Source organism: Alkalilimnicola ehrlichii MLHE-1, from assembly GCF_000014785.1.
Lineage (GTDB): Bacteria > Pseudomonadota > Gammaproteobacteria > Nitrococcales > Halorhodospiraceae > Alkalilimnicola > Alkalilimnicola ehrlichii.
Genome location: NC_008340.1, coordinates 1058313 through 1083410, shown reverse-complemented (window position 1 = coordinate 1083410; position 25098 = coordinate 1058313). Strand labels below are relative to the sequence as shown.

The following is a 25098-nucleotide window of genomic DNA, read 5'->3' as shown; positions in this document are numbered from 1 at the left end:
CGACCATGTTCCTGCAAATCCACACCCTCACATCTTACCATGCCGCCCTACTTAACCGGGACGATGCCGGCCTTGCCAAGCGCATTCCCTTTGGCAGTGCAGAACGTATGCGGGTCTCCTCCCAATGCCTAAAGCGCCACTGGCGGCAGGCCCTGAAAGACGTAATTTCCCTCCCGAGCGGAATCCGCACCCGCCATTTCTTCGAACGAGAGGTCTGCCGACGTGTTATCGCCGAGGGCGTCGAAGACGAGAAGGCGCGTGAATTAACAGGCAAGCTCATCGACGCCGTTATGCACAGCAAAGAGGCCCGCGAGAAAGACTCCCTTTTCCTCAAACAACCTGTCCTTTTCGGCCGACCAGAGGCTGACTACTTCGTCAGTTTGATCACCGAATGTGCCCGTAGCGGTGAAGATCCCGGCTCAACCCTCAAGGATCGGGTCAAGGCGGAGAAAAAGAACTTCCGCGCCCTGCTTCAGGCGGCTGGAGGCAGTGACCTTGAGTCGGGCATAGAGGGCGCCCTGTTCGGGCGTTTCGTCACGTCAGACATCCTTGCCCGCACTGATGCCAGTGTCCACGTCGCCCATGCCTTTACCGTGCATTCCCTGAACAATGAGGTGGACTATTTCACTGTGGTAGACGACCTGAAGGAGCCAGGCGAGGATGCCGGCGCAGCACATGCCGGGGATATGGAACTGGGCGCTGGGCTTTTCTACGGGTACGTCGTGGTGGACGTACCACTGCTCGTCTCAAACCTTTCCGGTTGTGAGCGGCAGGCATGGCGCGAACAGACAGAGGCTTGTGCCGACGCCCGTGATGTCTTGGCGGCCCTGGTACACAGCATCGCAACCGTCTCGCCCGGAGCCAAATTGGGTGCTACGGCTCCCTACGCCCGTACCGACTGTGCGTTGTTGGAGACCGGTACGACCCAGCCCCGTGCCTTGGCAAACGCTTACCTTGAACCCCTGCCAGCGCGGGGCGACCTGATGCAGCAGTCCGTTAATACCATGGGCCATTACCTGAAATCCCTTGATGACATGTTCGGTGAGGAAACCAGTCGCTTCGTCTCTGCTACCAGGGACACAACGTCGCTCCCCTGCGCCCACCGCGGCCCCCTTTCAGAAACGATCGACGGCGCCTTGGATAGCATCTTCGGAGGTCAATGATGCCATGCCTGATCCTACGCCTGGACGCGCCGCTGATGAGTTTCGGCGGAGTATTAGTGGACCAGCATAATCCCACCGACCGCTTCCCAGGCCGATCCATGCTGACCGGCATGCTGGCCAATGCCTTAGGCTGGCACCATCAGGACACCGAGGCCCTGAACAGCCTGCAGGCTCGAATAAGCTATGCCGCACGATGGGACGTGCCACCCGAACCCTTGCGGGACTACCAAACGGTGGATTTAGGACAGACGCACCTGGCAAACCCGGGATGGACCACCCGCGGCGCCCCAGAGCATCGGGAGGGCGGCACGGCGAAGAGGGGCATTCATCAACGAGACCGCCACTATTGGGCGAACGGAGTCATGACCGTTGCGGTCACCGTCCCTCCGGGCGAGCCCAACGTTGCGACCCTGGCGGCTGCCCTGCGCCATCCGGCCCGCCCGCTATTCATCGGGCGTAAGGCATGCCTGCCGGCGGCCCCCGTGCTCCTGCGGGTGCGTGAATCCGACGACGCCTATCACGTACTGGCCAGCGAACCCCGGGATCCTCGCGCAGCGGCAGACACTCGCTTTTTCGAAGCCTGCTGGCCACCTGGAACAACAGCCCCCGCCACCGAGTCCCGGCAACGCCAGAACCGCACGGACGACCGGGATTGGCGAACCCAGGCCCACGTGGGTCTGCGTCCGATGATCACTGGCTACCTCACGGAGGTGCCCCCATGCACATGATCGACCTTCGACTGCGGCCTGAGAAGCTCATCGCTCATGCGCAAGACCAGGGCCATAACCGCAGCCGAGACGAGGACCTGGGCTATGCCGTCCACAGCTGGTTGCGCGCCACGCTGGGCAAGCACAGCCCGACCAGCTTCCGGCTGATCGATACCCGGGAGGGTAGTCTGCGGTTGTTGGGTTATGGCCCCAGCGACGCGCAAACTCTCTGTGAGCACGCCACCACCTTTGCCGACCCGAGTGCAGCGAACGCTTGCGATTGGAATACTGCAGCGAGCAAGGATATGGGGAGTATTCGCTGGCGCGTTGGTCAGCGCCTCGGTTTTGAGTGTCGGCTCTGCCCAGTGGTGAGAGGAAAGTCCGGCGAGCGGGACGCCTTTCTCGCGGCACTCCCGGAAGGAAAGGAACCGGCTGACACCACACGCAGCGAGATCTACCACAGCTGGACTGCTGACCGCCTGCACCCGGCAGTGGAACTGGAAGACACTAGCTTTAAGCTTAAGGCCTTCCGGCTCGTCTCCACATGGCGCCAGGGCGCGGCAGGCCAGGGCGGACGCCGACGGGGAAGACGCGTCTCGTTCGCCCGGATGCCTTGGTCACCGGCAGACTCACGGTACGCGACCCCGATACCTTCGCCACCCTGGTGGCGCGGGGCGTTGGCCGACACCGAGCCTTCGGCTTCGGAATGCTGCTGCTTCGACCGGCATGAGCGAGGGAGGTTTCCTACCAGGGCGCCTCGGCCTTTCCGGTGCCCGTATTCCTCACGTGGATCGTCATGGCTTGCTGTGGCTGACACGCGGACGGCTGTACGTAGAGGATGGCACGCTGCATTTCACGGCAGCAGAGTCCGAAGACCTGGCCGCCGGTGATTATGCGATTCCGTACCAAGGCCTCTCAATGATTCTGCTCGGCCCTGGCAGTACGGTCACGCACGATGTATTACGCCTCCTTGCACGCCACGGGACGCTGTTGGCCGCTATTGGCGGGGGTGGCACCAAATACTACACGGCTCCGCCAATGGGCCAAGGCCGCTCAGATGTGGCCCGGCGCCACGCCACGCTTTGGGCGAACAAAACCCAACGGCTCGACGTCGCACGACGCATGTACGCCTTTCGCTTCGGGCGCGTGCTTCCTCATAAAGACATCGCTGTACTGCGCGGCATTGAAGGCGGACGCATCAAGGAGCTCTACCGGGTGGAAGCCAGCCGCTTCGGCATTCCTTGGAAGGGGCGCCGTTACAATCGCAACAACCCATCTGCAGCGGACGTCCCCAACCAGGCCATCAACCATGCGGCAACGTTCGTGGAGGCCGCCGCAGACATTGCTGTGGCCGCCACCGGCGCGCTGCCACCGCTCGGCTTTATCCATGAGGAATCGAGTAACGCTTTTACACTGGACATTGCCGACCTCTACCGGGGCGAAATCACCGTCCCGTTGGCATTCCAGGCCGCCCGAAAGGTTCTTGACGACCCGACCCTCAGTATCGAACGCACCTTGCGCCGAGACGCGGCGAGCGCATTTCAACGCCATAAAGTCATCCCGAAGATGATCGATCGAATAAAGGACCTGATCAATGCCGATGACAATGGTCGTAACACGTAACGTTAGTGACCGCACCCGCGGCTTCCTCGCATCCTCCATGCTGGAACTCGCGCCGGGTGTTTACAGTGCACCCCGCCTGTCCGCTGCCGTACGCGTGCGGATCTGGAACGTGTTGGAAGACTGGTGGCCCTATGAGCAAGACGCCTCCGTCATCATGGTCTGGGCGGATCAAAACACACCTGGCGGACAGGCTGTCGCAACTCTGGGCATGCCCTCAGTAGCCCTTGAGGAGATTGATGGCATCGTGCTCGCGCGCCGCCCAAATTAACACTCGGTCTTTAACAATTCAGTAAATTCAGCCTATTATCGTCTAGAGGCTCCCCCGCGCCTGCGGGGATAGACCCCGGAGTTGTCGACGCAGCAGCTCTACCTCGACGGCTCCCCCGCGCCTGCGGGGATAGACCCGCGGTTGCCATATCCGATGAGGTGATTCGGTAGGCTCCCCCGCGCCTGCGGGGATAGACCGTAGATCTCGATCTGCCTATGGCCAGTAGCGCCGGCTCCCCCGCGCCTGCGGGGATAGACCCATCACCGGCCCGGTGCGGCGCGTGCAGAACCGGGCTCCCCCGCGCCTGCGGGGATAGACCCGTCTGGGAATGGCAGAGCGGCCTCAAGCTGGTGGCTCCCCCGCGCCTGCGGGGATAGACCCGATCCATGCCGGCACCGGCGGCGGCGAGGGCTGGCTCCCCCGCGCCTGCGGGGATAGACCCCACAGCCCCAATTCCCTGCCAGCTCGCTGCCGGGCTCCCCCGCGCCTGCGGGGATAGACCTCGCTGCCGCTGCAGCTCTTTGCCGAGCAAGCCGGCTCCCCCGCGCCTGCGGGGATAGACCTGTAGTGTATTTCTTCCCACCCGCCGTGGTAATGGCTCCCCCGCGCCTGCGGGGATAGACCCCTGGAAGGCGAGCTGATCCAGCTACAGAACGAGGCTCCCCCGCGCCTGCGGGGATAGACCCTTGAACAACCCGCGCTCGAACTCGAACACGAGGGCTCCCCCGCGCCTGCGGGGATAGACCCTTGAGGCACAGCACCAGGAGCGCCTCAGCGAAGGCTCCCCCGCGCCTGCGGGGATAGACCTTGAGTCCATTGAGGTCACCGGCACATTCTTGCGGCTCCCCCGCGCCTGCGGGGATAGACCCTGGAAGAGAACCGGCACAAAGAGAGGCTAGAAGGCTCCCCCGCGCCTGCGGGGATAGACCTCAGACTGCCACACAGGATAGCACCGAAGACGAGGCTCCCCCGCGCCTGCGGGGATAGACCTGGGTCAGCGAGCGGGCGGGCCTGGCACTGTCAGGCTCCCCCGCGCCTGCGGGGATAGACCTTTTATCAGCACCGAGTGGGGCAGTCTGGCGAAGGCTCCCCCGCGCCTGCGGGGATAGACCTTATCGGAGTAGAGCCCGGCGCGTCCGATAGCGGGCTCCCCCGCGCCTGCGGGGATAGACCTGGAAGGTGTGAGCTGGGCCGGGATGGTGGCGTGGCTCCCCCGCGCCTGCGGGGATAGACCCTGCAGTCCGAAGAGCAGACCCCGGACGGCTCCGGCTCCCCCGCGCCTGCGGGGATAGACCCCACTCCAGTTCGGCTGCGATGCCTTTCCAGAAGGCTCCCCCGCGCCTGCGGGGATAGACCCCACGGGCGTTCCGCCATGCGGCGCGTCCCGAAGGCTCCCCCGCGCCTGCGGGGATAGACCTAGGTCCGTGTGGATATGCACGCTCATGCCTGCGGCTCCCCCGCGCCTGCGGGGATAGACCCGTGGCAACGCCGCTCAAGCACGACTTTGAAGTGGCTCCCCCGCGCCTGCGGGGATAGACCCAGTGATGGAAAAACATTCGTGGCCGATATTCCGGCTCCCCCGCGCCTGCGGGGATAGACCTCAATATCGCCGTCGGCCAGCCCGAGCAGGCCCGGCTCCCCCGCGCCTGCGGGGATAGACCTTTCACCATCGAGGATTGCGCAGACGAACTGAAGGCTCCCCCGCGCCTGCGGGGATAGACCTCGACCTTCCTCGGTCCAACTTCTCGGGTCTGGGGCTCCCCCGCGCCTGCGGGGATAGACCCGTGGCTAGAAACTCGGGGTGGGCCTTCTCCCAGGCTCCCCCGCGCCTGCGGGGATAGACCCGAAAAGACCGAGGCGCACGGTGCGCCGAGTGGGGCTCCCCCGCGCCTGCGGGGATAGACCCCTGCCCCCGGGCAAGAAGCACAAGCCCAACGTGGCTCCCCCGCGCCTGCGGGGATAGACCCCGGCAGGGAGTTGACGCGGGATGCCCAGGGAGGGCTCCCCCGCGCCTGCGGGGATAGACCCCTGACCAGCCAGCTATGGGCCAATGTCTACCTGGCTCCCCCGCGCCTGCGGGGATAGACCCCTGCCGGGGCAGATTGAGCAGTTTGCCTCCGGGGCTCCCCCGCGCCTGCGGGGATAGACCCTTTACCCCTAAAGCAACTGAAGCAACTGACTTTGGCTCCCCCGCGCCTGCGGGGATAGACCCGTCCAGCGAATCTCCTGCGCGCCGCTGATATCGGCTCCCCCGCGCCTGCGGGGATAGACCCCTTAAGCAATTTGGCATTAACGCCAATCGCGAGGCTCCCCCGCGCCTGCGGGGATAGACCTTACCGTGATCGAACAAGCGCAACATGCGGCCGGGCTCCCCCGCGCCTGCGGGGATAGACCCTAGAGCGCGAGATGGAAGAGGCGCACCAAGAGGGCTCCCCCGCGCCTGCGGGGATAGACCTCGGACACCTCCACGTACTGGAATACGCTCTCTGGCTCCCCCGCGCCTGCGGGGATAGACCGTCGAGGCGCAGAATACCGGCGGCGGCCTCGAGGGCTCCCCCGCGCCTGCGGGGATAGACCCACCGCCAGCGCGCAGGAAATGGGCGATAACGGGGCTCCCCCGCGCCTGCGGGGATAGACCCGGCAAGGGGTTGCGTTACGGCTTAGTGTTGCTGGCTCCCCCGCGCCTGCGGGGATAGACCCTCCAGCGTACCCCCCGGCGGAATGATGCGCTTGGCTCCCCCGCGCCTGCGGGGATAGACCTTTGGACCATCATCCACTCTGCACGAGTTTGTTGGCTCCCCCGCGCCTGCGGGGATAGACCCCGGGCTCAAGCCGTACCAATCATCTAAAGGGTGGCTCCCCCGCGCCTGCGGGGATAGACCCTCCCGCGCCTGGCGTGTCAGCAGCCCGACGCGGGCTCCCCCGCGCCTGCGGGGATAGACCCTCCTCCGGGGACTCCCACCGGCGCACGTTGGCGGCTCCCCCGCGCCTGCGGGGATAGACCCTTGACGCGGCATCGAAGCAAGAGTTTATCCGCGGCTCCCCCGCGCCTGCGGGGATAGACCCTGGGCGAGATCCCGCTGCCGGGCCTGACCACCGGCTCCCCCGCGCCTGCGGGGATAGACCCTCGCGGACGGACACCTTGCCGTGCAGCACCTGGGCTCCCCCGCGCCTGCGGGGATAGACCCCACGCAGACGACGAGGGCTACTTCAAGGCCCAGGCTCCCCCGCGCCTGCGGGGATAGACCGGCAAGCAGGCAGAGAGCCGACTGAAGGAGTATGGCTCCCCCGCGCCTGCGGGGATAGACCTGTGCCCCGCCGCGTGGGCGGGGCTGTTTTCTGGGCTCCCCCGCGCCTGCGGGGATAGACCCTGGTCGGTGAGGATCGCATCGATCTGGCCGCTGGCTCCCCCGCGCCTGCGGGGATAGACCCTACCGCGGGCAGCTGATGGTGTCGGTCTGGAAGGCTCCCCCGCGCCTGCGGGGATAGACCCAGGGATGGGGGGCATACTTCCTCCTGACCTCGGGCTCCCCCGCGCCTGCGGGGATAGACCCGAGTTCGACGAGGAGTTCCTGGCCCACCTGGTGGCTCCCCCGCGCCTGCGGGGATAGACCCGTTCACCTCCCGGCTCGGCCACCCCGCGCCAAGGCTCCCCCGCGCCTGCGGGGATAGACCCGCGAGGCTGGTCGGTCAAGCTGTACCCTCGGCGGCTCCCCCGCGCCTGCGGGGATAGACCCTACAAGCCCGGGGCGGTGCCGGTCGCGTGGTGGGCTCCCCCGCGCCTGCGGGGATAGACCCAACCCCAGCAGCCCGCTCGCTCACCCGAGCGCGGCTCCCCCGCGCCTGCGGGGATAGACCTGTCGTTGATCTCGGCGCGCTGGTATTCGTTGCGGCTCCCCCGCGCCTGCGGGGATAGACCCTCCGCAACGCGCACCTTGCCGTGCAGCACCTGGGCTCCCCCGCGCCTGCGGGGATAGACCTCGCCCGGCCCGGACCTCCAGATTAGGGTTCTGGGCTCCCCCGCGCCTGCGGGGATAGACCCGCAGCTGCATGATCTCGAAAGGCGTCCACTTCGGCTCCCTCGCGCCTGCGGGGATAGACCCCAGGCGGCACCAGGTACGGTCTCAGGCTTGGTGGCTCCCCCGCGCCTGCGGGGATAGACCCTCGGGCCATCTCCTGCTCCTCCGTGCTGCCGTGGCTCCCCCGCGCCTGCGGGGATAGACCCCTCTCCACCTGGGCGATGATCCGGCCCCGGGTGGCTCCCCCGCGCCTGCGGGGATAGACCCGGTGTGTGGCTGGTTGTAGGGGATGACGGTACGGCTCCCCCGCGCCTGCGGGGATAGACCGCACCGCGGTGAGGAAGTGGAGGTATGGTCACAGGCTCCCCCGCGCCTGCGGGGATAGACCCTTTGCTGAGGCGGTCGATCCGTACCAGCCGGGGGCTCCCCCGCGCCTGCGGGGATAGACCCCGGCACCGAGTGGCCAGCAGCCTGGTGGTCCAGGCTCCCCCGCGCCTGCGGGGATAGACCTGGAGAGGCTGGTCTTGATATCCAGAAGACGGAGGCTCCCCCGCGCCTGCGGGGATAGACCCCCGCAGTACCCGACCCTCCACATTGACTCCGAGGCTCCCCCGCGCCTGCGGGGATAGACCTGAGGCCGAGTCGAACCCGGAAACCTGGTACTGGGCTCCCCCGCGCCTGCGGGGATAGACCCTGAAGGGGTCAATAATGGATACTTGCCAACTCGGCTCCCCCGCGCCTGCGGGGATAGACCACAGGCCCACGGCAGTCAGCGCCCACTTGATCCGGCTCCCCCGCGCCTGCGGGGATAGACCTCTGTTTCTCCGCGCTCCTGCGCCAGTCTTGCAGGCTCCCCCGCGCCTGCGGGGATAGACCCCGAGTGAGGGCCGGCATCAGGTGTGTTTCCTGCGGCTCCCCCGCGCCTGCGGGGATAGACCCTTGTAAATCGTTTCCTCGAACTCTTCGGCATCGGCTCCCCCGCGCCTGCGGGGATAGACCTTGACCCCAAGACCCCAACCCGGACAACCCGGCGGCTCCCCCGCGCCTGCGGGGATAGACCCGGTGGGCGCCGGTGCCCGAGGGTCCCGCCCGGGGCTCCCCCGCGCCTGCGGGGATAGACCGATATCACCCGTCGCTAGCTCCTCGGGATACCAGGCTCCCCCGCGCCTGCGGGGATAGACCCATTGCAAGTGCTTTTCCCCGGTGTAGTCCCCGGGCTCCCCCGCGCCTGCGGGGATAGACCCCTCACGCAGCGCCTTGATTTCCTGTTCTAGCAGGCTCCCCCGCGCCTGCGGGGATAGACCTAGTTTCACCATCATTACTCACCTCCACCTTAAGGCTCCCCCGCGCCTGCGGGGATAGACCTCTGCAGTACGGGTGCGAGCACCTGCGCCGGCTGGCTCCCCCGCGCCTGCGGGGATAGACCCCGGGCCAAGTTTCCCGGGGCGGCTAGCGTGTTGGCTCCCCCGCGCCTGCGGGGATAGACCCTCGCCGGTGGACTGCGTCGGCGCCTGAGCCTTGGCTCCCCCGCGCCTGCGGGGATAGACCTCTATTAGCCAAGCCCCACTCCGGTAGGGCCTCGGCTCCCCCGCGCCTGCGGGGATAGACCCCGGAAGCCGGACTGGTTGATGAGGGTGGTGACGGCTCCCCCGCCCCTGCGGGGATCGCCCCCCAAGACGGCGATGCTGGACAGGGGACGGGAACAAGAATGAGGATGGCAGGTGCGCCATCCGGCAAGCTAGCCCACCCCGAGACACGCGCTGCAGAGCACTGGAGACCGGTCCGCTCCGTACTCGGATCGGGCTATGCACTACGCGCGGGAAGGCAAGAATGCTGCTTGCCGAACACAGCAATGGGACCGAACTAGGGAGCATCGTAAGCCGCCGCACCGGCCCGATGGCCCGGCGCCGGTTACGGGGTGCGGCCCACCGACGCCTTCGAAGGCCCAGTATACCAGCCAGGACGCTGAGAGATAGCAGGAGCCCAGGCCGTCCAAATCACCGCAGACGACCTCAAACCCCGCCAGGCGCTGGTCTCAAACCATCGCCTCCGCCATATTCCCCTTATCCTCCAACCACCGCCGCCGCTGCGACGCATTGCGCTTGCCCAGCAACTGGGCCATCAACGCCTCGGTGGCCTCGGCGTCGTCCACCATCAATTGCACCAGTCGCCGGGTGTCGGGGGCCATGGTGGTCTCGCGCAATTGCAGCGGGTTCATCTCGCCCAGGCCCTTGAACCGGGTGACGGCCACCTTGCCCTTCAGCTTCTCGGCGGCGATGCGGTCGAGCACGCCCTGGCGCTCGTGCTCGTCCAGGGCGTAGAAGGTCTGTTTGCCCACGTCGATGCGGTAGAGCGGCGGCATGGCCACGAAGACATGGCCGGCGCGCACCAGCGCCGGGAAGTGCTTGAGAAAGAGGGCGCACAGCAGGGTGGCGATGTGGGCGCCGTCGGGGTCGGCGTCGGCGAGAATGCAGATCTTGCCGTAGCGCAGGCCATCGAGCTGCTCTGAGCCTGGGTCGGTGCCCAGGGCCACGGCGATATCGTGCACCTCCTGCGAGGCCATCACCTCGTCGGGCGCGACCTCCCAGGTGTTCAGGATCTTGCCACGCAGGGGCATGACGGCCTGGAACTCGCGGTCGCGGGCCTGTTTGGCGGAGCCGCCGGCGGAGTCGCCCTCCACCAGGAAGAGCTCGGTGCGCGCCGGGTCCTGGGCGGCGCAGTCGGCCAGCTTGCCGGGCAGTGCCGGGCCCTGGGTGACGCGCTTGCGGGCCACCTTGCGGGACGCGCGCATCCGCCGCTGGGCGGCGGAGATGATGAGCTGGACGATGGCCTCGGCGTCCTCCACGTGCTGGTTCAGCCACAGGCTGAAGGCATCCTTAACCACCCCCGAGACGAAGGTGGCGCACTCGCGCGAGGAGAGCCGCTCCTTGGTCTGACCGGAGAACTGCGGGTCCTCCAGCTTGACCGACAACACATAACTGACCCGCTCCCAGACGTCCTCCGGGGTGATACGCACGCCGCGCGGCAACAGATTGCGGAACTCGCAGAACTCGCGGATGGCCTCGGTGAGCCCGGAGCGCAGGCCGTTGACGTGGGTGCCGCCCTGGGCGGTGGGGATGAGGTTGACGTAGCTCTCGGTGATGGCCTCGCCGCCCTCCGGCAGCCAGGTGACGGCCCATTCGGCGGCCTCGTGGTCCGAGCTCATCCGCCCGATGAAGGGCTCGGTGGGCAGGGTCTGCCACTCCTGCAGGGCGCCGCTGAGGTAGTCCTTCAGCCCGTCCTCGTAACACCAGACGGTCTCCTCCTCCGCGGCTTCGTCATAAAAACGCACCACCAGCCCCGGGCAGAGCACCGCCTTGGCGCGCAGCACATGCCGCATCCGCGGGATGGAGAATTTCGGTGAGTCGAAGTACTTGGTGTCGGGCCAAAAGCGCAGCAGGGTGCCGGTGTCCTTCTTGGCCACCTTGCCCACCTCGGTCAGCTCTGAGGTCTTTTCGCCGTGGGCGAAGCTCATCATGTACTCGATGCCACCGCGGCGCACCCGCACCTCCAGCCGCCGGGAGAGGGCATTCACCACCGACACCCCCACGCCGTGCAGGCCGCCGGAGTACTGGTAGTTCTTGCCGGAGAACTTGCCGCCGGCGTGCAGGGTGCCGAGGATGACCTCCACCCCCGGGCGCCCCTGCCCCGGGTGGACGTCCACCGGCATGCCCCGGCCGTCGTCCCGCACCTCCAGGCTGCCGTCGCGGAAAAGGGTGACGTCCACGCGGGTGGCGTGGCCGGCCATCACCTCGTCGACGCTGTTGTCGATGACTTCCTGGGCCAGGTGGTTGGGCCGGCTGGTGTCGGTGTACATGCCCGGGCGCTTGCGCACCGGCTCCAGCCCGGTGAGGACTTCGATATCCGCGGCGTCGTAACGGTTGCTCATGGGCGGGGCGTTGCCTCCTGTTGAACGACAAGCGTGCTGGAGTGTAACGCCGCCACCGGCTCGGCGCTAATGCCCCCGCGTTGACCGCGGCGGCACCGGCGGGTTAGCTTTAGCCGTCTCATGGCCGCGTGGTGCGGCCCGACACCGCTTGGCAAGCCCTGCAGGAAGCCCCATGGATACCCCCTCTTCTGGTTCTGATTCCTTTGATTTCGAGGCCGCGCTGAAAGAGCTGGAAGGCCTGGTCGAGCGCATGGAGCGCGGTGAACTCTCCCTGGAGGAGTCGCTGCGCCAGTTCGAGCGCGGCGTTGAGCTGACCCGCGCCTGCCAGAAGGCGCTGCAGGAGGCGGAGCAGAAAGTGGAAACCCTCATCGGCCAAGGGGCGGACGCCCATGAACAAGCCTTCGAAGATCCGGCACATCGCGACACTTGAACGTGTCAGCCCCACCTGGCGTGCCCGGGTGGAGCAGGCGCTGGACTACTGGTTGCCGGAGGCGCAGACCCACCCCGCGCGCCTGCACCAGGCCATGCGCTATTCCGCGTTGTCCGGCGGCAAGCGGCTGCGCCCGATACTGGTTTTTGCCACCGGGCAGGCCCTGGGCGCGGCCCCCACCCTGCTGGACGGCCCCGCCTGCGCGGTGGAGTGCATCCACGCCTACTCGCTCATCCACGACGACCTGCCGGCCATGGACGACGACGAGCTGCGCCGGGGTCAGCCCACCTGTCACAAGGCCTTCGACGAGGCCACCGCCATTTTGGCCGGGGACGCGCTGCAGACGCTGGCCTTTCACATCCTGGCCCACGACCCGGGGGGGGTGCAGAACAGCCGCGCCCGGCTGCGGATGGTCGAGGTGCTGGCGCTGGCCGCCGGCTCCCGCGGTATGGCGGGGGGGCAGGCCATCGACCTGGCCGCCACCGGGCAGCAACTGGACGTGGCCCAGCTCGAGGATATGCACATCCACAAGACGGGCGCCCTGATCCGGGCCAGCGTGCAGCTCGGCGCCCTGGCCGCCAGCCCGGTGGACGAGGAGCTGCTCCAGCGGCTGGACCATTACGGCAAGTGCATCGGGCTCGCCTTCCAGATCCGCGACGACATCCTGGATGTGGAGGGCGAGACCGAGGCCTTGGGCAAGGCCCGGGGCTCGGACCAGCGCCAGGCCAAGGCCACCTACCCCGCCCTGCTGGGCATGCGCGAGGCCCGCGAGACGGCTGACCGGCTGGTGGAGGACGCCCTGGAGTCGCTGGAGGGGCTGGACCAGAGCGCCGATGTGCTACGCGGCATTGCCGAATACTGCATTGGCCGGAACCACTGAAAACGCGATATAGTATTATTCGTATCTATCGTCGCGTGTGAACACCCCGAGGACCGATCACCATGCCTGAGGCAGAAAAGCTCGCCACCGTCTCCATCGAGGACGTGCAGGCCCGCCAAGACAGCCGCCGCATTCCCATCAACAAGGTGGGGATCAAGGACATCCGCCATCCGGTGCGGGTAGGCGGCCGGGACGGCCAGGAACAGCACACCGTGGCCAATTTCAGCATGTATGTGAACCTGCCTCAGCACTTCAAGGGCACGCACATGTCCCGCTTCGTGCAGATCCTCGAGGGGCACGACACCGAGATTACCGTGCAGTCCTTTCGGGAGATGCTGCACGAGGTGGCCGAGCGGCTGGAGGCCGAATCCGGTCACATCGAGATGGCCTTCCCGCTGTTCGTGCGCAAGACGGCACCGGTCACCGGGGTGCAGAGCCTGATGGACTATCAGGTCGCCTTCATCGGTGAGATCCACGAGGGCGAGCCGGAGCTGGCCATCCGGGTGGTGGTGCCGGTGACCAGCCTCTGCCCCTGCTCCAAGGAGATCTCCCGCTACGGCGCGCACAACCAGCGCTCCCACGTGACGGTCACCGCCAAGACCCGCGATCTGCTCTGGGTGGAGGACCTGATCGACCTGGTCGAGGAGGAGGCCTCCTGCGAGCTCTACGGGCTTCTCAAGCGGCCGGACGAGAAGTACGTCACCGAGCGCGCTTACGAGAACCCCAAGTTCGTCGAGGACCTGGTGCGCGATGTGGCCATCCGCCTCAACGACGAGGACCGGGTGCTGGCCTACAACGTGACGGCCGAGAACTTCGAGTCCATCCACAACCACTCCGCCTTCGCCGAGATCGAACACGACAAGACCGGCGAACCCCGGCGCTGAGGCCTGCCCGCGGCGCGCACCTGCCCTGCCCGGCCCTCTGCCGGGCAATATCCGGTGGCTGTGGTTACAATGTGGCCAACGGCAGCACCGGTGACGGAAGGGACAGGGCCTCAATTGAAGAAACTGCTGATCGCCACCCTGCTGGCCGTCGTGCCCCCGGCCGCCATGGCCGGGCAGGACGCCAGCCTGGTCGACATTTACCAAAACGCACTGGATTACAACGCGCGCTTCGCCGCCGAACAGGACCGGCTGCGCGCGCGCCGCGAAGTGCTGCCCCAGGCCCGCTCCGCCTTCCTGCCCGAGATCGGCGTAGAGGCCCAGTGGGGTTACACCGACGAGCGCACCCGGCTGGACCTGGGCCTGGACGAGGCCGTCGGCCCGGCAGCCGATCTGGCCGCCGCCCTCGGTATCTCCGAGCGTTTCGATAGCCGCTTCGAGACCCGACAGGGGGCGGTGCAGGTGGTGCAGCCGCTCTACCGTGGCGAGAATTTCGCCCGGCTGGAGCAGGCGCGCAGCCAGGTCTCCGCCGCTGAACTGGCCTTGGAGCTGGCACACCAGGACCTGATCCTGCAGGTGGCCGAGGCCTATTTTCAGCTCCAGCTCGGCAACGAGACCGTCCGCCTGACCGAGGCCGAACTGGCGTCCGTGAACGCCCAACTTGAGCGGGCACGCCACAATCTGGAGGCGGGCATCGGCAGCCGCACCGATGTGGACGAGGCCCTTGCCCGGCGCGATCAGGTGCAGGCGGAACAAATCAGCGCCCGCAACGAGCGCGACCTGGCCCGCCAGCAGCTCCAGCAGTTGGCCGGCCCCCTGCCCGGCCCCTTGACCCCGATCAGCCCCGAGTTCCGGCCCTCCGCGCTGGACCCGCCCCAGCCCGACCACTGGGCCAATCTCGCCCGGCGCTATAACCTGACCGTGCAGTTGGCCCACCGCGATCTGGAGATCGCCCGCCAGGAGATCCAGTACCGGCGGGCGGCGCACCAACCTCGGGTGGACCTGATCGGGCGCTATGGGCGGCGCTGGCAGGACGAGGGGCCGTTCGGGGTCGGCGACCGGCTGGACGTGGAGGGGGGCAGTGTCAGCGTGCAACTGTCCATGCCCCTCTATACCGGCGGCCTCACCACCTCCCGGGTGCGCCAGAGCGAGGCCGAGCGCGACGCCGCCCTGCAGGAGCTGACCGAGATTCGCCGCGGCGCTGAGCTGCGGGCCCAGGAGGCGAGCCGCAACCTGAACAGCGGCCGGGAGCGTATCCTGGCCCTGGAGCAGGCCCTGCGCTCGGCGCGCGGCACCGAACAGGCGGTGCGCGAGGGGCTGGCGGCCGGTATGCGCACCACCGCGGACCTGCTGCAGGCCAAGCAGCAGCGGTACGCCGTCGAGCGCCAGCTCGCCGCCGCGCGCTACGCCTACCTGCTCGGCTACCTGGAGCTGCAGGCCGCCGTGGGCCTGGCCCTGGACGGCAACACCGTGCGCGAGGTGGATAGCTTCCTGCGGTCCGGCAACGGCGACGGCTGAGCAGCCAGCGGGGCGCCCCTGGCGGCGGGCGGGCTCAGGCCGACTGCGGGTCGTGGCGCTGCACCCCGGACAACACCTCCGCCGCCGGGAAGCCGTCGCCATGGGGCGTTTCCAACGCCGAGACGGGGTCCTCGCCCGGCTGCACGCTGCCCACCAGGTTGATGAAATCGTACAGCTCCTTGTCCGCCAGGTGGGACGGCTGCACGTTCTGCAGGGCACTGAAGATATTCGCCAGCCGGCGCGGCTCGATCTCACCCCACTCCCGCAGCATCGCCTTGATCATCTGGCGCTTCAGGTCCGGCTGCGAGCCACAAAGGGTGCAGGGGATGATGGGAAACGCCATGCGCTCGGCATAGCGCTCCAGATAGGGCTCCGGCACATAGGCCAGCGGCCGGATCACCACGTGGCGGCCATTGTTGGAGCGCAGCTTGGGCGGCATGGCCGCCAGCCGGCCGCCATAGAAGAGGTTGAGGAAGAAGGTCTCCAGGATGTCGTCGCGGTGGTGGCCCAGCGCGATCTTGCTGCAGCCCATCTCCTCCGCCGCCCCGTAGAGCAGCCCCCGGCGCAGCCGCGAGCAGAGCGAGCACTTGGTCTTGCCCTCGGGGATCACCCGCTCCACGGTGGAGTAGGTGTCCGCCTCCAGTATCCGGTAGGGCACGCCCAGCGATGCCAGGTACTCGGGCAGCACATGCTCCGGGAAGCCGGGCTGCTTCTGGTCCAGGTTCACCGCCACCAGCTCGAAGCGCACCGGCGCGCGCTTTTGCAGGCGCAGCAGCACGTCCAGCAGGGCGTAGGAGTCCTTGCCCCCGGACAGGCAGACCATGACCCGGTCGCCCTCCTCGATCATGCGGTAATCGCGGATGGCGTTGCCGGTCAGGTGGCTGAGACGCTTCTGCAGGGTTTTCAGGCCCATGCCCATGACGAGACCTCTTGGGTTCGGAGCGTGCCGGGTGGCAAGTGTTTGCGCGGAACCCATCATCAGAGCACCGCCCAAAGCACCGCAAACCCCGGATTCTATCAAAGACGGGGAATAAACCCTCGACACCAGCCCCCAACTCCCGGATGATAGCGCCCCCGTATCAGCAACGACCTGTCACGACTCCATGACCGAACGCCTGCGCAACATCGCCATCATCGCCCACGTCGACCACGGCAAGACCACCCTCGTCGACAAACTCCTGCAACAATCCGGCACCCTGGAAACCCGCGGTGAGGCCGTCGAGCGGGTCATGGATTCGAACGACCTGGAGAAGGAACGCGGCATCACCATCCTCTCCAAGAACACCGCCATCCAGTGGAACGACTGGCGCATCAACATCGTCGACACCCCCGGCCACGCCGATTTCGGCGGCGAAGTGGAGCGGGTGCTCTCCATGGTCGACTCGGTGCTGCTGCTGGTGGATGCCGTCGACGGCCCCATGCCGCAGACCCGGTTCGTCACCCAGAAGGCCCTGGCCCTGGGGCTGCGCCCCATCGTGGTGGTAAACAAGATCGACCGGCCCAGCGCCCGCCCCGACTGGGTGGTGGACCAGACCTTCGACCTGTTCGACCGGCTGGGCGCCAGCGACGAACAACTGGACTTCCCCATCGTCTTCGCCTCCGCGCTGCAGGGCTATGCCAGCGAGGACAGCGAGGCCCGGGGCGGCGACATGACCCCGCTGTTCGAGACCATTACCCGACATGTCCCGGCCCCCGAGGTGGACGCGGACGGCCCGTTCCAGATGCAGGTCAGCTCGCTGGACTACAACAGCTACGTGGGCGTGATCGGCATCGGCCGGATCACCCGCGGGCGGGTGCGCACCAACTCCCCGATCAGCATCATCGGCCGCGACGGTCGCAAGCGTAACGGCCGCATCCTGCAGGTGCTCGGCTTCCACGGCCTGGACCGGGTGGAGGTGCCCGAGGCCCGGGCCGGCGACATCATCGCCTTTACCGGCTGCGAGGGGCTCAACATCTCCGATACCCTCACCGACCCGGCCCACCCGGATGCGCTGCCCCCGCTCACCGTGGATGAGCCCACCGTGAGCATGACGTTTCAGGTCAACACCTCCCCCTTTGCCGGTCGCGACGGCAAGTACGTCACCTCGCGGCAGATCCGCGAGCGCCTGGAGCGGGAACTGATCCACAACGTGGCCCTGCGGGTGGAGCCCACCGACGACCCGGACCGCTTCCGCGTCTCCGGGCGCGGCGAGCTGCACCTGTCCGTGCTCATCGAGAACATGCGCCGCGAGGGCTACGAGCTGGGTGTCAGCCGCCCCGAGGTGATCGTGCGCGAGATCGACGGCGTTCAGCAGGAGCCCTGGGAGCAGCTGACCGTGGACGTGGAGGAGCAGCACCAGGGCGCGGTCATGGAGAAGCTGGGCGAGCGCGGCGGCGAGCTGCAGGACATGATCCCCGACGGCAGGGGCCGGGTACGGCTGGATTTCATCATCCCTGCCCGCGGGCTGATCGGCTTTCGCACCGAGTTCATGACGGCCACCTCCGGCACCGGCCTGATGTACCACGTCTTTGACCACTACGGCCCGGTGAAGCAGGGCGACTTTGGCAGCCGACACAATGGGGTGATGGTGAGCATGGCGAAAGGCAAGGCGCTGGCCTACGCCCTGTTCAACCTGCAGGAGCGGGGCAAGCTGTTCATCGGTCACGGGGCGGAGGTTTACGAGGGGATGATCGTGGGCATCCACGCCCGCGACAACGACCTGGTGGTCAACCCGCTCAAGGCCAAGCAGCTCACCAACGTTCGCGCCGCCGGCTCGGACGAGAACCTCATCCTGACCCCGGCCATCGACCTGACCCTGGAGCAGGCGCTGGAGTTCATCAACGACGATGAGCTGGTGGAGGTGACCCCGGAGGCCATCCGCCTGCGCAAGAAGCTGCTCAAGGAACACGAGCGCAAACGCGCCGCGCGCTGAACGGCAACGGGCGCCCTCCCCCGGCCTTTCCCACCGTCATTGCGAGCCCCGAAGGGGCGTGGCAATCCACACGCCGCATGGATCGCCGCGTCGCTTCGCTCCTCGCGATGACGGGGAGTAAGGGGCACACCTCTTGAAGAACTGGACTGTGCAGGGAGGAGCAGGCCGCCCCCACCGTCACTGCGAGCGGGCCCCACCCCCACCGTCACTGCGAGCGGGCCCCACCCCCACCGTCACTACGAGGAGGCGAAGCCGACGTGGCAGTCTACCGCCCTGGATCGCCACGGGCCTTCGGCCCTCGCGATGACGGGGAAAAGCCTTCGGCCCTCTTGAAGAACTTGACTGTGCCGGAAGCGGAAGGTCGCCCCCACCGTCACTGCGAGGAGGCGAAGCCGACGCGGCAGTCTACCGCCCTGGATCGCCACGGGCCTGCGGCCCTCGCGATGACGGGGGAAAGCCTTCGGCCCTCGCGATGACGGGGAGTAGGTTAGGAGTGGTAACATACCCCCCCGAGTATGCGAAAGCCCTGATAATCAACACAGCCTCCGGTAAGCAAGACTATGGACGACAAGACCCGCACTGAACTTGAGGCCGCGGCCTTCCGTGCCCTGGTGCAGCACCTGCGTGAGCGCACCGACGTACAGAACATCGAGCTGATGAACTTGGCCGGCTTTTGCCGCAACTGCCTCTCCAAGTGGTACTTGGCGGCGGCCGAGGAGCGGGGCGTGCCTATGGATTATGATCAGGCAAGAGAGATCGTCTACGGCATGCCCTACGATGAGTGGAAGGCACGCCACCAGCGCGAGGCCAGCACCGAGGAGCTGGCGGCGTTTGCCCAGACGGAGGCCGGACGACAGCAGGGCTGAGCCGGCGCCGGGCACGAACCCAGGGAGGCGGCATGACTACCGAAGCCGGTCACAGCAAGCAACGCGACCCCCAGGACCTGGCACAGCGCCTGCGCCACAGCGGCCTGCGCAACACCCGTCCCCGCCGCTACGTGTTGGAAGTGCTCGCGCACGAGGAGCAACCCCTGAGCAGCCGCGAGATTCACGCCCGCATGGGCGAGCAGGCCTGCGACCTGGTCACGGTCTACCGCTGCCTGGCCGACTTTGAGCGGGTGGGTCTGGTTCAGCGGCACGAGTTCGGCGACGGTAACGCCCGTTACGAGCTCAACGATCAGTCCGGGCACCACCGCCACTATGTGGTCTGCCGGATCTGCCAGCGCAAGGAGGCCATGGACGTCTGCCCGCCACACTGGCTGGAGGAAAAGCTCCGCGCCCGCGGCTACAGCGACATCAGCCACAGCATGGAGTTCTTTGCGGTCTGTCCGCACTGCCGCCTGCAGGAGGAGCGGGAATCCGCCCGTCCCCAATGAGCGCCGAACAGATCCTGAACGGAGACGACTACCAAGCCAAGCGGCGGGTGACCCTGGTCGGGTCCCTGGTCAATGTCCTGCTCGCCATCGGCAAGATCATCGCCGGTGCGGTGGGCAACTCCCAGGCGCTCATCGTCGACGGCGTCCACTCGCTGTCCGATCTGGTCAGCGACGCCCTGGTGCTCTGGGCGGCCCGGGTGGGCAGCTACGGCGCCGACCTGGACCACCCCTACGGCCACGCCCGCATCGAGACGGCCGCCACGGTGGGCGTCGGCGCCCTGCTGCTGCTGGTGGCGGGGGGCTTTGCCTACGACGCCGCCATCCGCATGATGAACCCGGAGGATCTGCTCACCCCGGGCTGGATCGCGCTGGCGGCTGCCATCTTCTCGGTGCTGGCCAAGGAGGCGCTCTACCACTACACCACCCATGTGGCGAATGCGGTGCGCTCCGACCTGATCCACGCCAATGCCTGGCACCACCGCTCGGATGCACTCTCCTCGGTGGTGGTGATTGTCGGTGTCGGCGGCGCTATGGCCGGCCTGCCGTGGCTGGACGCCCTCGCCGCGCTGGTGGTGGCGCTGATGATCGGCGCCGTGGGCTGGCGGTTGGCCTGGCACTCCGCCCGTGAGCTGGTGGACACCGGGCTCGATCCCGACGAGTTGGCCTACATCGGCCGGCTCATCGACAGCGTGGACGGGGTGGAAGGCCATGAGGACCTGCGCACCCGGCGCATGGGTTCCGACACCCTGGTGGACGTGCACATCCGTGTCGCCCAGGACATCAGCGTCTCCGAGGGCCACCGGATCAGCGACGCAGTGCTCCTGCGCCTCTGCCGCGAGGTGGACCACGTGGCCGAGGTGCTGGTGCACGTGGATCACGAGGGCATCACCGAGGCCCGGCGCAGCATCCGCCTGCCGCTGCGGCGGCGGGCCGAGGCGGAATTGCGCGAGGCCTGGGGCCGGCTGCTGGATGACTATCCGCACAACCGGCTCATCCTGCACTACCGCGACGGCCGCCTGGATGTGGACGTCATCCTGACCGGCCTCCCGGAGGGCCGGACACTGCAGGCGCTCGCCGCACTGCAGGAACGCCTGCGCGAGCAGGCCGCTCCCATCGACTACGTCGGCCGAATCCGGCTTTTGGCCCAACCGGGCAGCTAAGCCATGGAACTCGGGTCCCTGGTCAAGGTGCTCTCTGACAGTCCCCTGTGGCTGGCCGGCGGGCTCTTTTTGATCGTCATGCTCGAATCGCTGCTGGTGGTGGGCTACCTGGTGCCCGCTGCGAGCCTGGTCTTCCTGGTGGGGGCCCTGGCCGCCTCCGACCCGGTGCTGCTGCTGCCCGCCTTCGCCGGTGCAGCGGGAGGCGCGCTGGTGGGCGGCGCGGCCAACTATGAGCTGGGCTTCCGGCTGCGCCACCGCACCGATCGGCTCTGGCCATTCAGTCACCACCCGGGGCTGCTGGAGCGCAACCAAGCCTTCCTCGCCCGCCACGGCGCCGTCAGCCTCATTGTCTCCCGCTTCGCCAAACCCACCCGTTCGACCCTGCCAGCGGTGGCGGGGATGCTGGACATGGACCGACGCCTTTTCCTATTCGGCAACCTCCTGTCCGCCCCCCTGTGGGCGGCGGTCTGGCTGGGGTTGGGGCTGGGCGCGGGCACCTCGGTCGCGGTGGTGTTGGGCGAAGCCGGGCGGGTGGCCCTGCCCTTCCTCACCGCCGCGGTGCTGTTGGCCGGCTTCGGCTGGCTCTGGGGCCGACGGCGGTTGCGCCGGGGCCTGCCCTCCGGCGCGCGCCACTGGCGGATGGTGGTCATTCTTCTGGTGACCCTGGCGATGGTGGTCTCGGTCCTGGAGGTGATGGCCTAAGCCCTCAGACGACCAGCGGCGGCTCCTCCATGGCGGCCACCTGCTCGCGCAGGGCCAGTACGTGCTCTTCCCAATAGCGATCGGCCCCGAACCAGGGGAAGGCCTGGGGAAAGGCGGGATCGTGCCAGCGGCGGGCCAGCCAGACCGCGTAGGCCATGATGCGCAGCGTGCGCAGGGCCTCAATCAGGTTCAGCTCCCGGCGGTCGAAGGGCCGGAACTGCTCATAGCCCTCCAGCAGGTCGGAGAGCTGAACGGTGCGCTCCGGCCGATCGCCCGAGATCAGCATCCAGAGATCCTGCACAGCGGGCCCGGCGACGCAGTCGTCCATATCGACGAAGTGGGGCCCCTCCCCCTCGCGCCAAAGGATGTTGCCGGCGTGGCAGTCGCCGTGCAGCCGGATGGCGCCCCAGTTGCCCGCGTCGGCAAAGCGGGCCTCCAGCAACATGAGCAAGTGATCGGTCACGCCCTGGTAGGCTTCGCACAGGTGCGCCGGGATCCAGCCCTCGGCCAACAACCAGTCCCGGTGCTCACGGGCCACGCCGGTGTCGCGGATCAGTGGCCGGTGGCGGAAGCGGCCGGCCTCGCCCACGGTGTGCATCCTGGCCAGGAACCGGCCCAGCCAGAGCCGCACTTCCGGGTCGTCCAGGGCGGGCGCACGCCCGCCGCGCCGGCGATAGACCGCCAGCCGGAAGCCCTCGTGCCGGTGCAGGGTCCGCCCCTGAATGCGCAACGGCGGCACCACGGGGACGTCACGGGCCACCAGCTCTTCGCACCAGGCGTGCTCTTCCAGGATGGCCTCGTCGCTCCAGCGCTCCGGCCGGTAGAACTTGACCACCACCGGTGCCGCCTCCTCCAGTCCGACCTGGTAGACGCGGTTCTCGTAGCTGTTCAGGGCCAGAAAGCGGCCGTCAGGTAGAAAACCCAGGGCCTCGACGGCATCCAGCACCTGGTCCGGGCCCAGGCTGGCATAGGGATGGTGGGCGTTGGCGGGCATCAGGTCTCGTCCTGCGCGGCCAGTTCGCGCTCCAGGCGCGCCAGCGCCGCCAGGGGCTCATCGGCGCGGGTAACCGGACGCCCCACCACCAGGTGGGTGGCGCCGCCCGCGACCGCGTCGGCCGGGCTCAGCACCCGCGCCTGATCGCCCTTTGCCGCCCAGGCCGGGCGGATACCCGGGGTCACCCGCAGGAAACCGTCGCCGCAGCGCTCCCGCACCAGGGCCGCCTCCCGGGCACTGCAAACCACCCCGTCCACGCCGGCGCCCCGGGCCAGCTCGGCCAACCGGCAGACGGCGGCGTCCGCCGGGCCGGCCAGGCCAATCTCACGCAGGGTCGCGTCGCTGTGGCTGGTGAGCACGGTGACCGCGGTCAGCAGCGGGCGATCCCCGGTCTCCCCCAGGGCCTCCCGGGCCGCCGCCATCATCGCGGCACCGCCCAGGGCGTGGACGTTGACCATCCACGCCCCGGTGGCGGCCGCCGAGCGACAGGCCCCGGCGACGGTGTTGGGGATGTCGTGGAACTTGAGATCGAGAAAGACCCGGTAACCCCGACGGACCAGCGCGTCCACCAACTGTGGGCCTTCGGCGACGAACAGCTCCTTGCCCACCTTCAGCGCGCAGCGCTCGGGGCTCAGGCGATCGGCGAGCGCCAGGGCCGGCCCGGCCTCGGGGTAATCCAGGGCAATGATCAGTCGGGAATGGGACACGGGTTACTCTCCCTCCACGCCACGCAGGGGGCGGATACTGCCCCAGCTCTTGCAGCCGGGGCATTGCCAGAACAGCGTGCGGGCGGTGAAGCCGCATTGCCCGCAAAGGTACTGCGCCCGCGCCTCCAGCAGCGCGCGGAGAGTCCGGTGCAGTGCCGCCTCCACCGGACCCTCCGCCACAGGGGGGGCGCCGTCGCTCATCTCCACCAGCCGGAGTAGGCCGCGCACCGAGGGCTGGGCTTCAAGGTGCTCGGCCAGCCAGCGCATCGCCGCCTCGTGCCCAGCCTCCGCGCGCAGCCACTCCACTTTCGCCAGCGCCACCGCCACCGGGGCCTTGCCGGTGGCGAGCAATTGATCGAGAAACTCCGGGTAGCGGTGGAGCTGACCCAGGCTCTCCAGCGCCTGGTACAGGCCATCGAGCACCTCGCCGACGAACTCCGGTGCCTGGGTAGGCACCTGCCGGTACAAACGTACCGCCTGCCGGGCATGCCCCATCTGCCGCGCCAGATGCCCGGCCTGGATACTCGCCCGGACACACCGCGGGTCGTGGGTGAGGGCGCGCTTGTAGAGGGTGCGGGCACGGCTGAGATCGCCGGCCGCCCAGGCTTCGCCCGCCATCTCGCAGTAGAAGTGCGCCACCTGGGGGTGGAGGTTCTGGGCGGAGACCTTTTCCAGGCGCAGGGCGGCGCCGATGGCCTGGTCCCACTCCTTCTCCTGCTGATAGATGGCCAGCAGTTGACGCAGGGCCGGTTCGACGTGGTGGTTGAGGTCGATCACCTCCTCGAAGAGCGTCTCGGCCCGGTCGAGCAGGCCCGCACGCATGTAGTCCTCGCCCAGCTCCAGCAGGGCGTAGGTGCGCTGCTGGCGGCTCAGGGCCGGGCGGGCGATGAGGTTCTGGTGAATACGGATGGCGCGGTCGACCTCACCCCGGCGCCGGAACAGGCTGCCCAGCGCCAGGTGGGTCTCGACTGTCTCGCTGTCCACCTCCACCATTTGGGTGAACACTTCGAGCGCCTTGTCGCGCTCCTCGTTCAGGAGGTAGTTGAGGCCCTGGAAATAGGCCTCGGGCAGGTCCCGTTGCTCGCCGCCCCGATGCCCGGCCCCGCTCCGTCTCCCGGCCAACCACCCGGACATCGCCGCCACGGGCAGCAAAAGCCAAAGCAACTCGGGCATGGTGTCGGCTTAGCGTCCTTCCTTCAGCGGAAGACGGCGGAGTTCGTTGAGCTCCTTTTGGGCATCATTGACTTGGCGCTTGAGCTTTCGGATCTCCCGCCGCTTGCGGAAGACCACGACCTGGCTGGCAAGAACGCCCAGGATAGCCCCCACGATGAGTGTGACCACGAGCACGAAGGAAAGGGGCAGGTCTGCCTGGCCGAAGAAGAAATCCACCACCACGTCATCGGCGTTCAAGGTGGCAAAGCTGAGCCCCAGGGCGGCTACGATGAGGACGAAAACTATTATTATTGCCTTACGCATGTTGTCTTACCCTACCCTGGCGATATTCGGTGCCTGTCAGGACTGAATGGGGTTGTGCCGACCGGCGTTGACCCGGTCGCGCAACTCCTTACCTGGCTTGAAGTGTGGCACGTATTTACCGGGCAGTGCCACCGGCTCGCCGGTTTTCGGGTTGCGTCCGATGCGCGGCGGACGATGGTGCAACGAGAAACTGCCGAAGCCGCGGATCTCGATGCGCTCGCCGCTGGCCAGCGTTTCGCTCATCTGCTCGAGCAAGGTCTTGACCGCCAGCTCAACATCCTTGTGCGCCAGGTGTTGTTGTTTGCCGGCAATGACTTCGATCAGTTCGGATTTGGTCATTGACTGTCTGCCTGAC

The 25098-nt window shown here is 67.6% G+C and carries 21 protein-coding genes, 1 pseudogene and 1 CRISPR repeat array; of the genes and pseudogenes, 15 read left to right on the top strand and 7 right to left on the bottom strand.

Annotated elements, in window-relative coordinates:
- The first annotated feature begins 5 nt into the window (after positions 1-5).
- The 6 genes and pseudogenes from cas7e to cas2e all read left to right on the top strand — a co-directional run bounded on the left by cas7e (position 6) and on the right by cas2e (position 3761).
- Complete coding sequence (gene cas7e / locus MLG_RS04890) at positions 6-1163, top strand: type I-E CRISPR-associated protein Cas7/Cse4/CasC (RefSeq protein WP_011628700.1); 1158 nt, start codon at positions 6-8, stop codon at positions 1161-1163.
- Positions 1160-1891: a type I-E CRISPR-associated protein Cas5/CasD gene (gene cas5e / locus MLG_RS15090; RefSeq protein WP_198003243.1), complete on the top strand. Its 732-nt coding sequence runs from the start codon at positions 1160-1162 to the stop codon at positions 1889-1891. The genes cas7e and cas5e overlap by 4 nt, the downstream gene beginning before the upstream one ends.
- Positions 1882-2373, top strand: a pseudogene (locus tag MLG_RS15920) (type I-E CRISPR-associated protein Cas6/Cse3/CasE); the annotation flags it as partial. The gene cas5e and the pseudogene MLG_RS15920, both read left to right, overlap by 10 nt.
- Before the next feature lie 41 nt (positions 2374-2414).
- A complete protein-coding gene (locus MLG_RS15915) occupies positions 2415-2600 on the top strand; it encodes a type I-E CRISPR-associated protein Cas6/Cse3/CasE (protein WP_083761830.1) in 186 nt (61 codons plus the stop codon).
- Positions 2597-3493 carry a type I-E CRISPR-associated endonuclease Cas1e gene (cas1e, locus tag MLG_RS04880; RefSeq protein ID WP_011628698.1) on the top strand — a complete coding sequence of 299 codons (897 nt, stop codon included), beginning with the start codon at positions 2597-2599 and terminating at the stop codon, positions 3491-3493. The genes MLG_RS15915 and cas1e overlap by 4 nt, the downstream gene beginning before the upstream one ends.
- Complete coding sequence (gene cas2e, locus MLG_RS14750; RefSeq protein ID WP_011628697.1) at positions 3465-3761, top strand: type I-E CRISPR-associated endoribonuclease Cas2e; 297 nt, start codon at positions 3465-3467, stop codon at positions 3759-3761. The genes cas1e and cas2e overlap by 29 nt, the downstream gene beginning before the upstream one ends.
- Positions 3762-3808: 47 nt before the next feature.
- Positions 3809-9450: a CRISPR direct-repeat array (repeat unit 28 nt; unit sequence GGCTCCCCCGCGCCTGCGGGGATAGACC).
- 365 nt (positions 9451-9815) lie between these two features.
- On the opposite strand, the gene parE is transcribed toward cas2e, so the two are convergent.
- Complete coding sequence (gene parE, locus MLG_RS04875; RefSeq protein ID WP_011628696.1) at positions 9816-11708, bottom strand: DNA topoisomerase IV subunit B; 1893 nt, start codon at positions 11706-11708, stop codon at positions 9816-9818.
- 172 nt (positions 11709-11880) lie between these two features.
- Between parE and MLG_RS04870 the strand changes: the two genes are divergently transcribed.
- The 4 genes from MLG_RS04870 (at position 11881) to MLG_RS04855 (ending at position 15417) form a co-directional block, all read left to right on the top strand.
- Complete coding sequence (locus MLG_RS04870; protein ID WP_011628695.1) at positions 11881-12138, top strand: exodeoxyribonuclease VII small subunit; 258 nt, start codon at positions 11881-11883, stop codon at positions 12136-12138.
- Positions 12098-13018 carry a (2E,6E)-farnesyl diphosphate synthase gene (ispA, locus tag MLG_RS04865; protein WP_011628694.1) on the top strand — a complete coding sequence of 307 codons (921 nt, stop codon included), beginning with the start codon at positions 12098-12100 and terminating at the stop codon, positions 13016-13018. Before MLG_RS04870 ends, ispA begins: the two co-directional genes overlap by 41 nt.
- Before the next feature lie 62 nt (positions 13019-13080).
- A complete protein-coding gene (gene folE2 / locus MLG_RS04860) occupies positions 13081-13902 on the top strand; it encodes a GTP cyclohydrolase FolE2 (RefSeq protein ID WP_011628693.1) in 822 nt (273 codons plus the stop codon).
- A 114-nt stretch (positions 13903-14016) separates the two neighbouring features.
- On the top strand, positions 14017-15417 hold the full coding sequence (locus MLG_RS04855) for a TolC family outer membrane protein (RefSeq protein ID WP_041717914.1): 1401 nt from the start codon (positions 14017-14019) through the stop codon (positions 15415-15417).
- 34 nt (positions 15418-15451) lie between these two features.
- Here the strand turns inward: MLG_RS04855 and ttcA are convergent, their stop codons facing one another.
- Positions 15452-16336 carry a tRNA 2-thiocytidine(32) synthetase TtcA gene (gene ttcA, locus MLG_RS04850; protein WP_011628691.1) on the bottom strand — a complete coding sequence of 295 codons (885 nt, stop codon included), beginning with the start codon at positions 16334-16336 and terminating at the stop codon, positions 15452-15454.
- Positions 16337-16520: 184 nt separating this feature from the next.
- Here ttcA and typA point away from each other — a divergent pair, with 184 nt between their 5' ends.
- The 5 genes from typA (at position 16521) to MLG_RS04825 (ending at position 21566) form a co-directional block, all read left to right on the top strand.
- On the top strand, positions 16521-18329 hold the full coding sequence (typA, locus tag MLG_RS04845) for a translational GTPase TypA (protein WP_011628690.1): 1809 nt from the start codon (positions 16521-16523) through the stop codon (positions 18327-18329).
- Positions 18330-18889: 560 nt separating this feature from the next.
- A complete protein-coding gene (locus MLG_RS04840) occupies positions 18890-19195 on the top strand; it encodes a DUF1244 domain-containing protein (protein ID WP_011628689.1) in 306 nt (101 codons plus the stop codon).
- A gap of 32 nt (positions 19196-19227) precedes the next feature.
- The gene (locus MLG_RS04835) at positions 19228-19704 is read left to right on the top strand and encodes a Fur family transcriptional regulator (RefSeq protein WP_011628688.1); all 477 of its coding nucleotides are present in this window, start codon (positions 19228-19230) and stop codon (positions 19702-19704) included.
- Positions 19701-20864, top strand: coding sequence for a cation diffusion facilitator family transporter (locus tag MLG_RS04830; protein ID WP_011628687.1), 1164 nt, complete (start codon positions 19701-19703; stop codon positions 20862-20864). The genes MLG_RS04835 and MLG_RS04830 overlap by 4 nt, the downstream gene beginning before the upstream one ends.
- Before the next feature lie 3 nt (positions 20865-20867).
- Positions 20868-21566: a DedA family protein gene (locus MLG_RS04825; RefSeq protein WP_011628686.1), complete on the top strand. Its 699-nt coding sequence runs from the start codon at positions 20868-20870 to the stop codon at positions 21564-21566.
- 4 nt (positions 21567-21570) lie between these two features.
- On the opposite strand, the gene MLG_RS04820 is transcribed toward MLG_RS04825, so the two are convergent.
- Genes MLG_RS04820 through MLG_RS04800 form a run of 5 tightly spaced genes read right to left on the bottom strand, consistent with a single transcriptional unit; the run spans position 21571 to position 25082 of the window.
- Complete coding sequence (locus MLG_RS04820; protein WP_011628685.1) at positions 21571-22560, bottom strand: serine/threonine protein kinase; 990 nt, start codon at positions 22558-22560, stop codon at positions 21571-21573.
- On the bottom strand, positions 22560-23267 hold the full coding sequence (gene pyrF, locus MLG_RS04815; protein ID WP_011628684.1) for an orotidine-5'-phosphate decarboxylase: 708 nt from the start codon (positions 23265-23267) through the stop codon (positions 22560-22562). Before pyrF ends, MLG_RS04820 begins: the two co-directional genes overlap by 1 nt.
- A 3-nt stretch (positions 23268-23270) precedes the next feature.
- Entirely contained in the window at positions 23271-24440 is a 1170-nt protein-coding gene (lapB, locus tag MLG_RS04810) for a lipopolysaccharide assembly protein LapB (RefSeq protein ID WP_011628683.1), read from the bottom strand.
- Positions 24441-24449: 9 nt separating this feature from the next.
- The gene (locus tag MLG_RS04805) at positions 24450-24743 is read right to left on the bottom strand and encodes a LapA family protein (RefSeq protein WP_011628682.1); all 294 of its coding nucleotides are present in this window, start codon (positions 24741-24743) and stop codon (positions 24450-24452) included.
- A 36-nt stretch (positions 24744-24779) separates the two neighbouring features.
- Positions 24780-25082, bottom strand: coding sequence for an integration host factor subunit beta (locus MLG_RS04800; protein WP_011628681.1), 303 nt, complete (start codon positions 25080-25082; stop codon positions 24780-24782).
- Positions 25083-25098 lie beyond the last annotated feature (16 nt).

What these genes read in the sequence shown, in the direction of transcription:
- ttcA (WP_011628691.1), bottom strand. Translation starts at nt 16,336, where the DNA reads ATGGGCATGGGCCTGAAAACCCTGCAGAAGCGTCTCAGCCACCTGACC.
- MLG_RS04830 (WP_011628687.1), top strand. Translation starts at nt 19,701, where the DNA reads ATGAGCGCCGAACAGATCCTGAACGGAGACGACTACCAAGCCAAGCGG.
- MLG_RS04840 (WP_011628689.1), top strand. Translation starts at nt 18,890, where the DNA reads ATGGACGACAAGACCCGCACTGAACTTGAGGCCGCGGCCTTCCGTGCC.
- typA (WP_011628690.1), top strand. Translation starts at nt 16,521, where the DNA reads ATGACCGAACGCCTGCGCAACATCGCCATCATCGCCCACGTCGACCAC.
- folE2 (WP_011628693.1), top strand. Translation starts at nt 13,081, where the DNA reads ATGCCTGAGGCAGAAAAGCTCGCCACCGTCTCCATCGAGGACGTGCAG.
- cas1e (WP_011628698.1), top strand. Translation starts at nt 2,597, where the DNA reads ATGAGCGAGGGAGGTTTCCTACCAGGGCGCCTCGGCCTTTCCGGTGCC.
- MLG_RS15915 (WP_083761830.1), top strand. Translation starts at nt 2,415, where the DNA reads ATGGCGCCAGGGCGCGGCAGGCCAGGGCGGACGCCGACGGGGAAGACG.
- MLG_RS04820 (WP_011628685.1), bottom strand. Translation starts at nt 22,560, where the DNA reads ATGCCCGCCAACGCCCACCATCCCTATGCCAGCCTGGGCCCGGACCAG.
- cas7e (WP_011628700.1), top strand. Translation starts at nt 6, where the DNA reads ATGTTCCTGCAAATCCACACCCTCACATCTTACCATGCCGCCCTACTT.
- ispA (WP_011628694.1), top strand. Translation starts at nt 12,098, where the DNA reads ATGAACAAGCCTTCGAAGATCCGGCACATCGCGACACTTGAACGTGTC.
- cas2e (WP_011628697.1), top strand. Translation starts at nt 3,465, where the DNA reads ATGCCGATGACAATGGTCGTAACACGTAACGTTAGTGACCGCACCCGC.
- MLG_RS04870 (WP_011628695.1), top strand. Translation starts at nt 11,881, where the DNA reads ATGGATACCCCCTCTTCTGGTTCTGATTCCTTTGATTTCGAGGCCGCG.
- MLG_RS04800 (WP_011628681.1), bottom strand. Translation starts at nt 25,082, where the DNA reads ATGACCAAATCCGAACTGATCGAAGTCATTGCCGGCAAACAACAACAC.
- lapB (WP_011628683.1), bottom strand. Translation starts at nt 24,440, where the DNA reads ATGCCCGAGTTGCTTTGGCTTTTGCTGCCCGTGGCGGCGATGTCCGGG.
- MLG_RS04805 (WP_011628682.1), bottom strand. Translation starts at nt 24,743, where the DNA reads ATGCGTAAGGCAATAATAATAGTTTTCGTCCTCATCGTAGCCGCCCTG.
- MLG_RS04835 (WP_011628688.1), top strand. Translation starts at nt 19,228, where the DNA reads ATGACTACCGAAGCCGGTCACAGCAAGCAACGCGACCCCCAGGACCTG.
- parE (WP_011628696.1), bottom strand. Translation starts at nt 11,708, where the DNA reads ATGAGCAACCGTTACGACGCCGCGGATATCGAAGTCCTCACCGGGCTG.
- MLG_RS04825 (WP_011628686.1), top strand. Translation starts at nt 20,868, where the DNA reads ATGGAACTCGGGTCCCTGGTCAAGGTGCTCTCTGACAGTCCCCTGTGG.
- cas5e (WP_198003243.1), top strand. Translation starts at nt 1,160, where the DNA reads ATGATGCCATGCCTGATCCTACGCCTGGACGCGCCGCTGATGAGTTTC.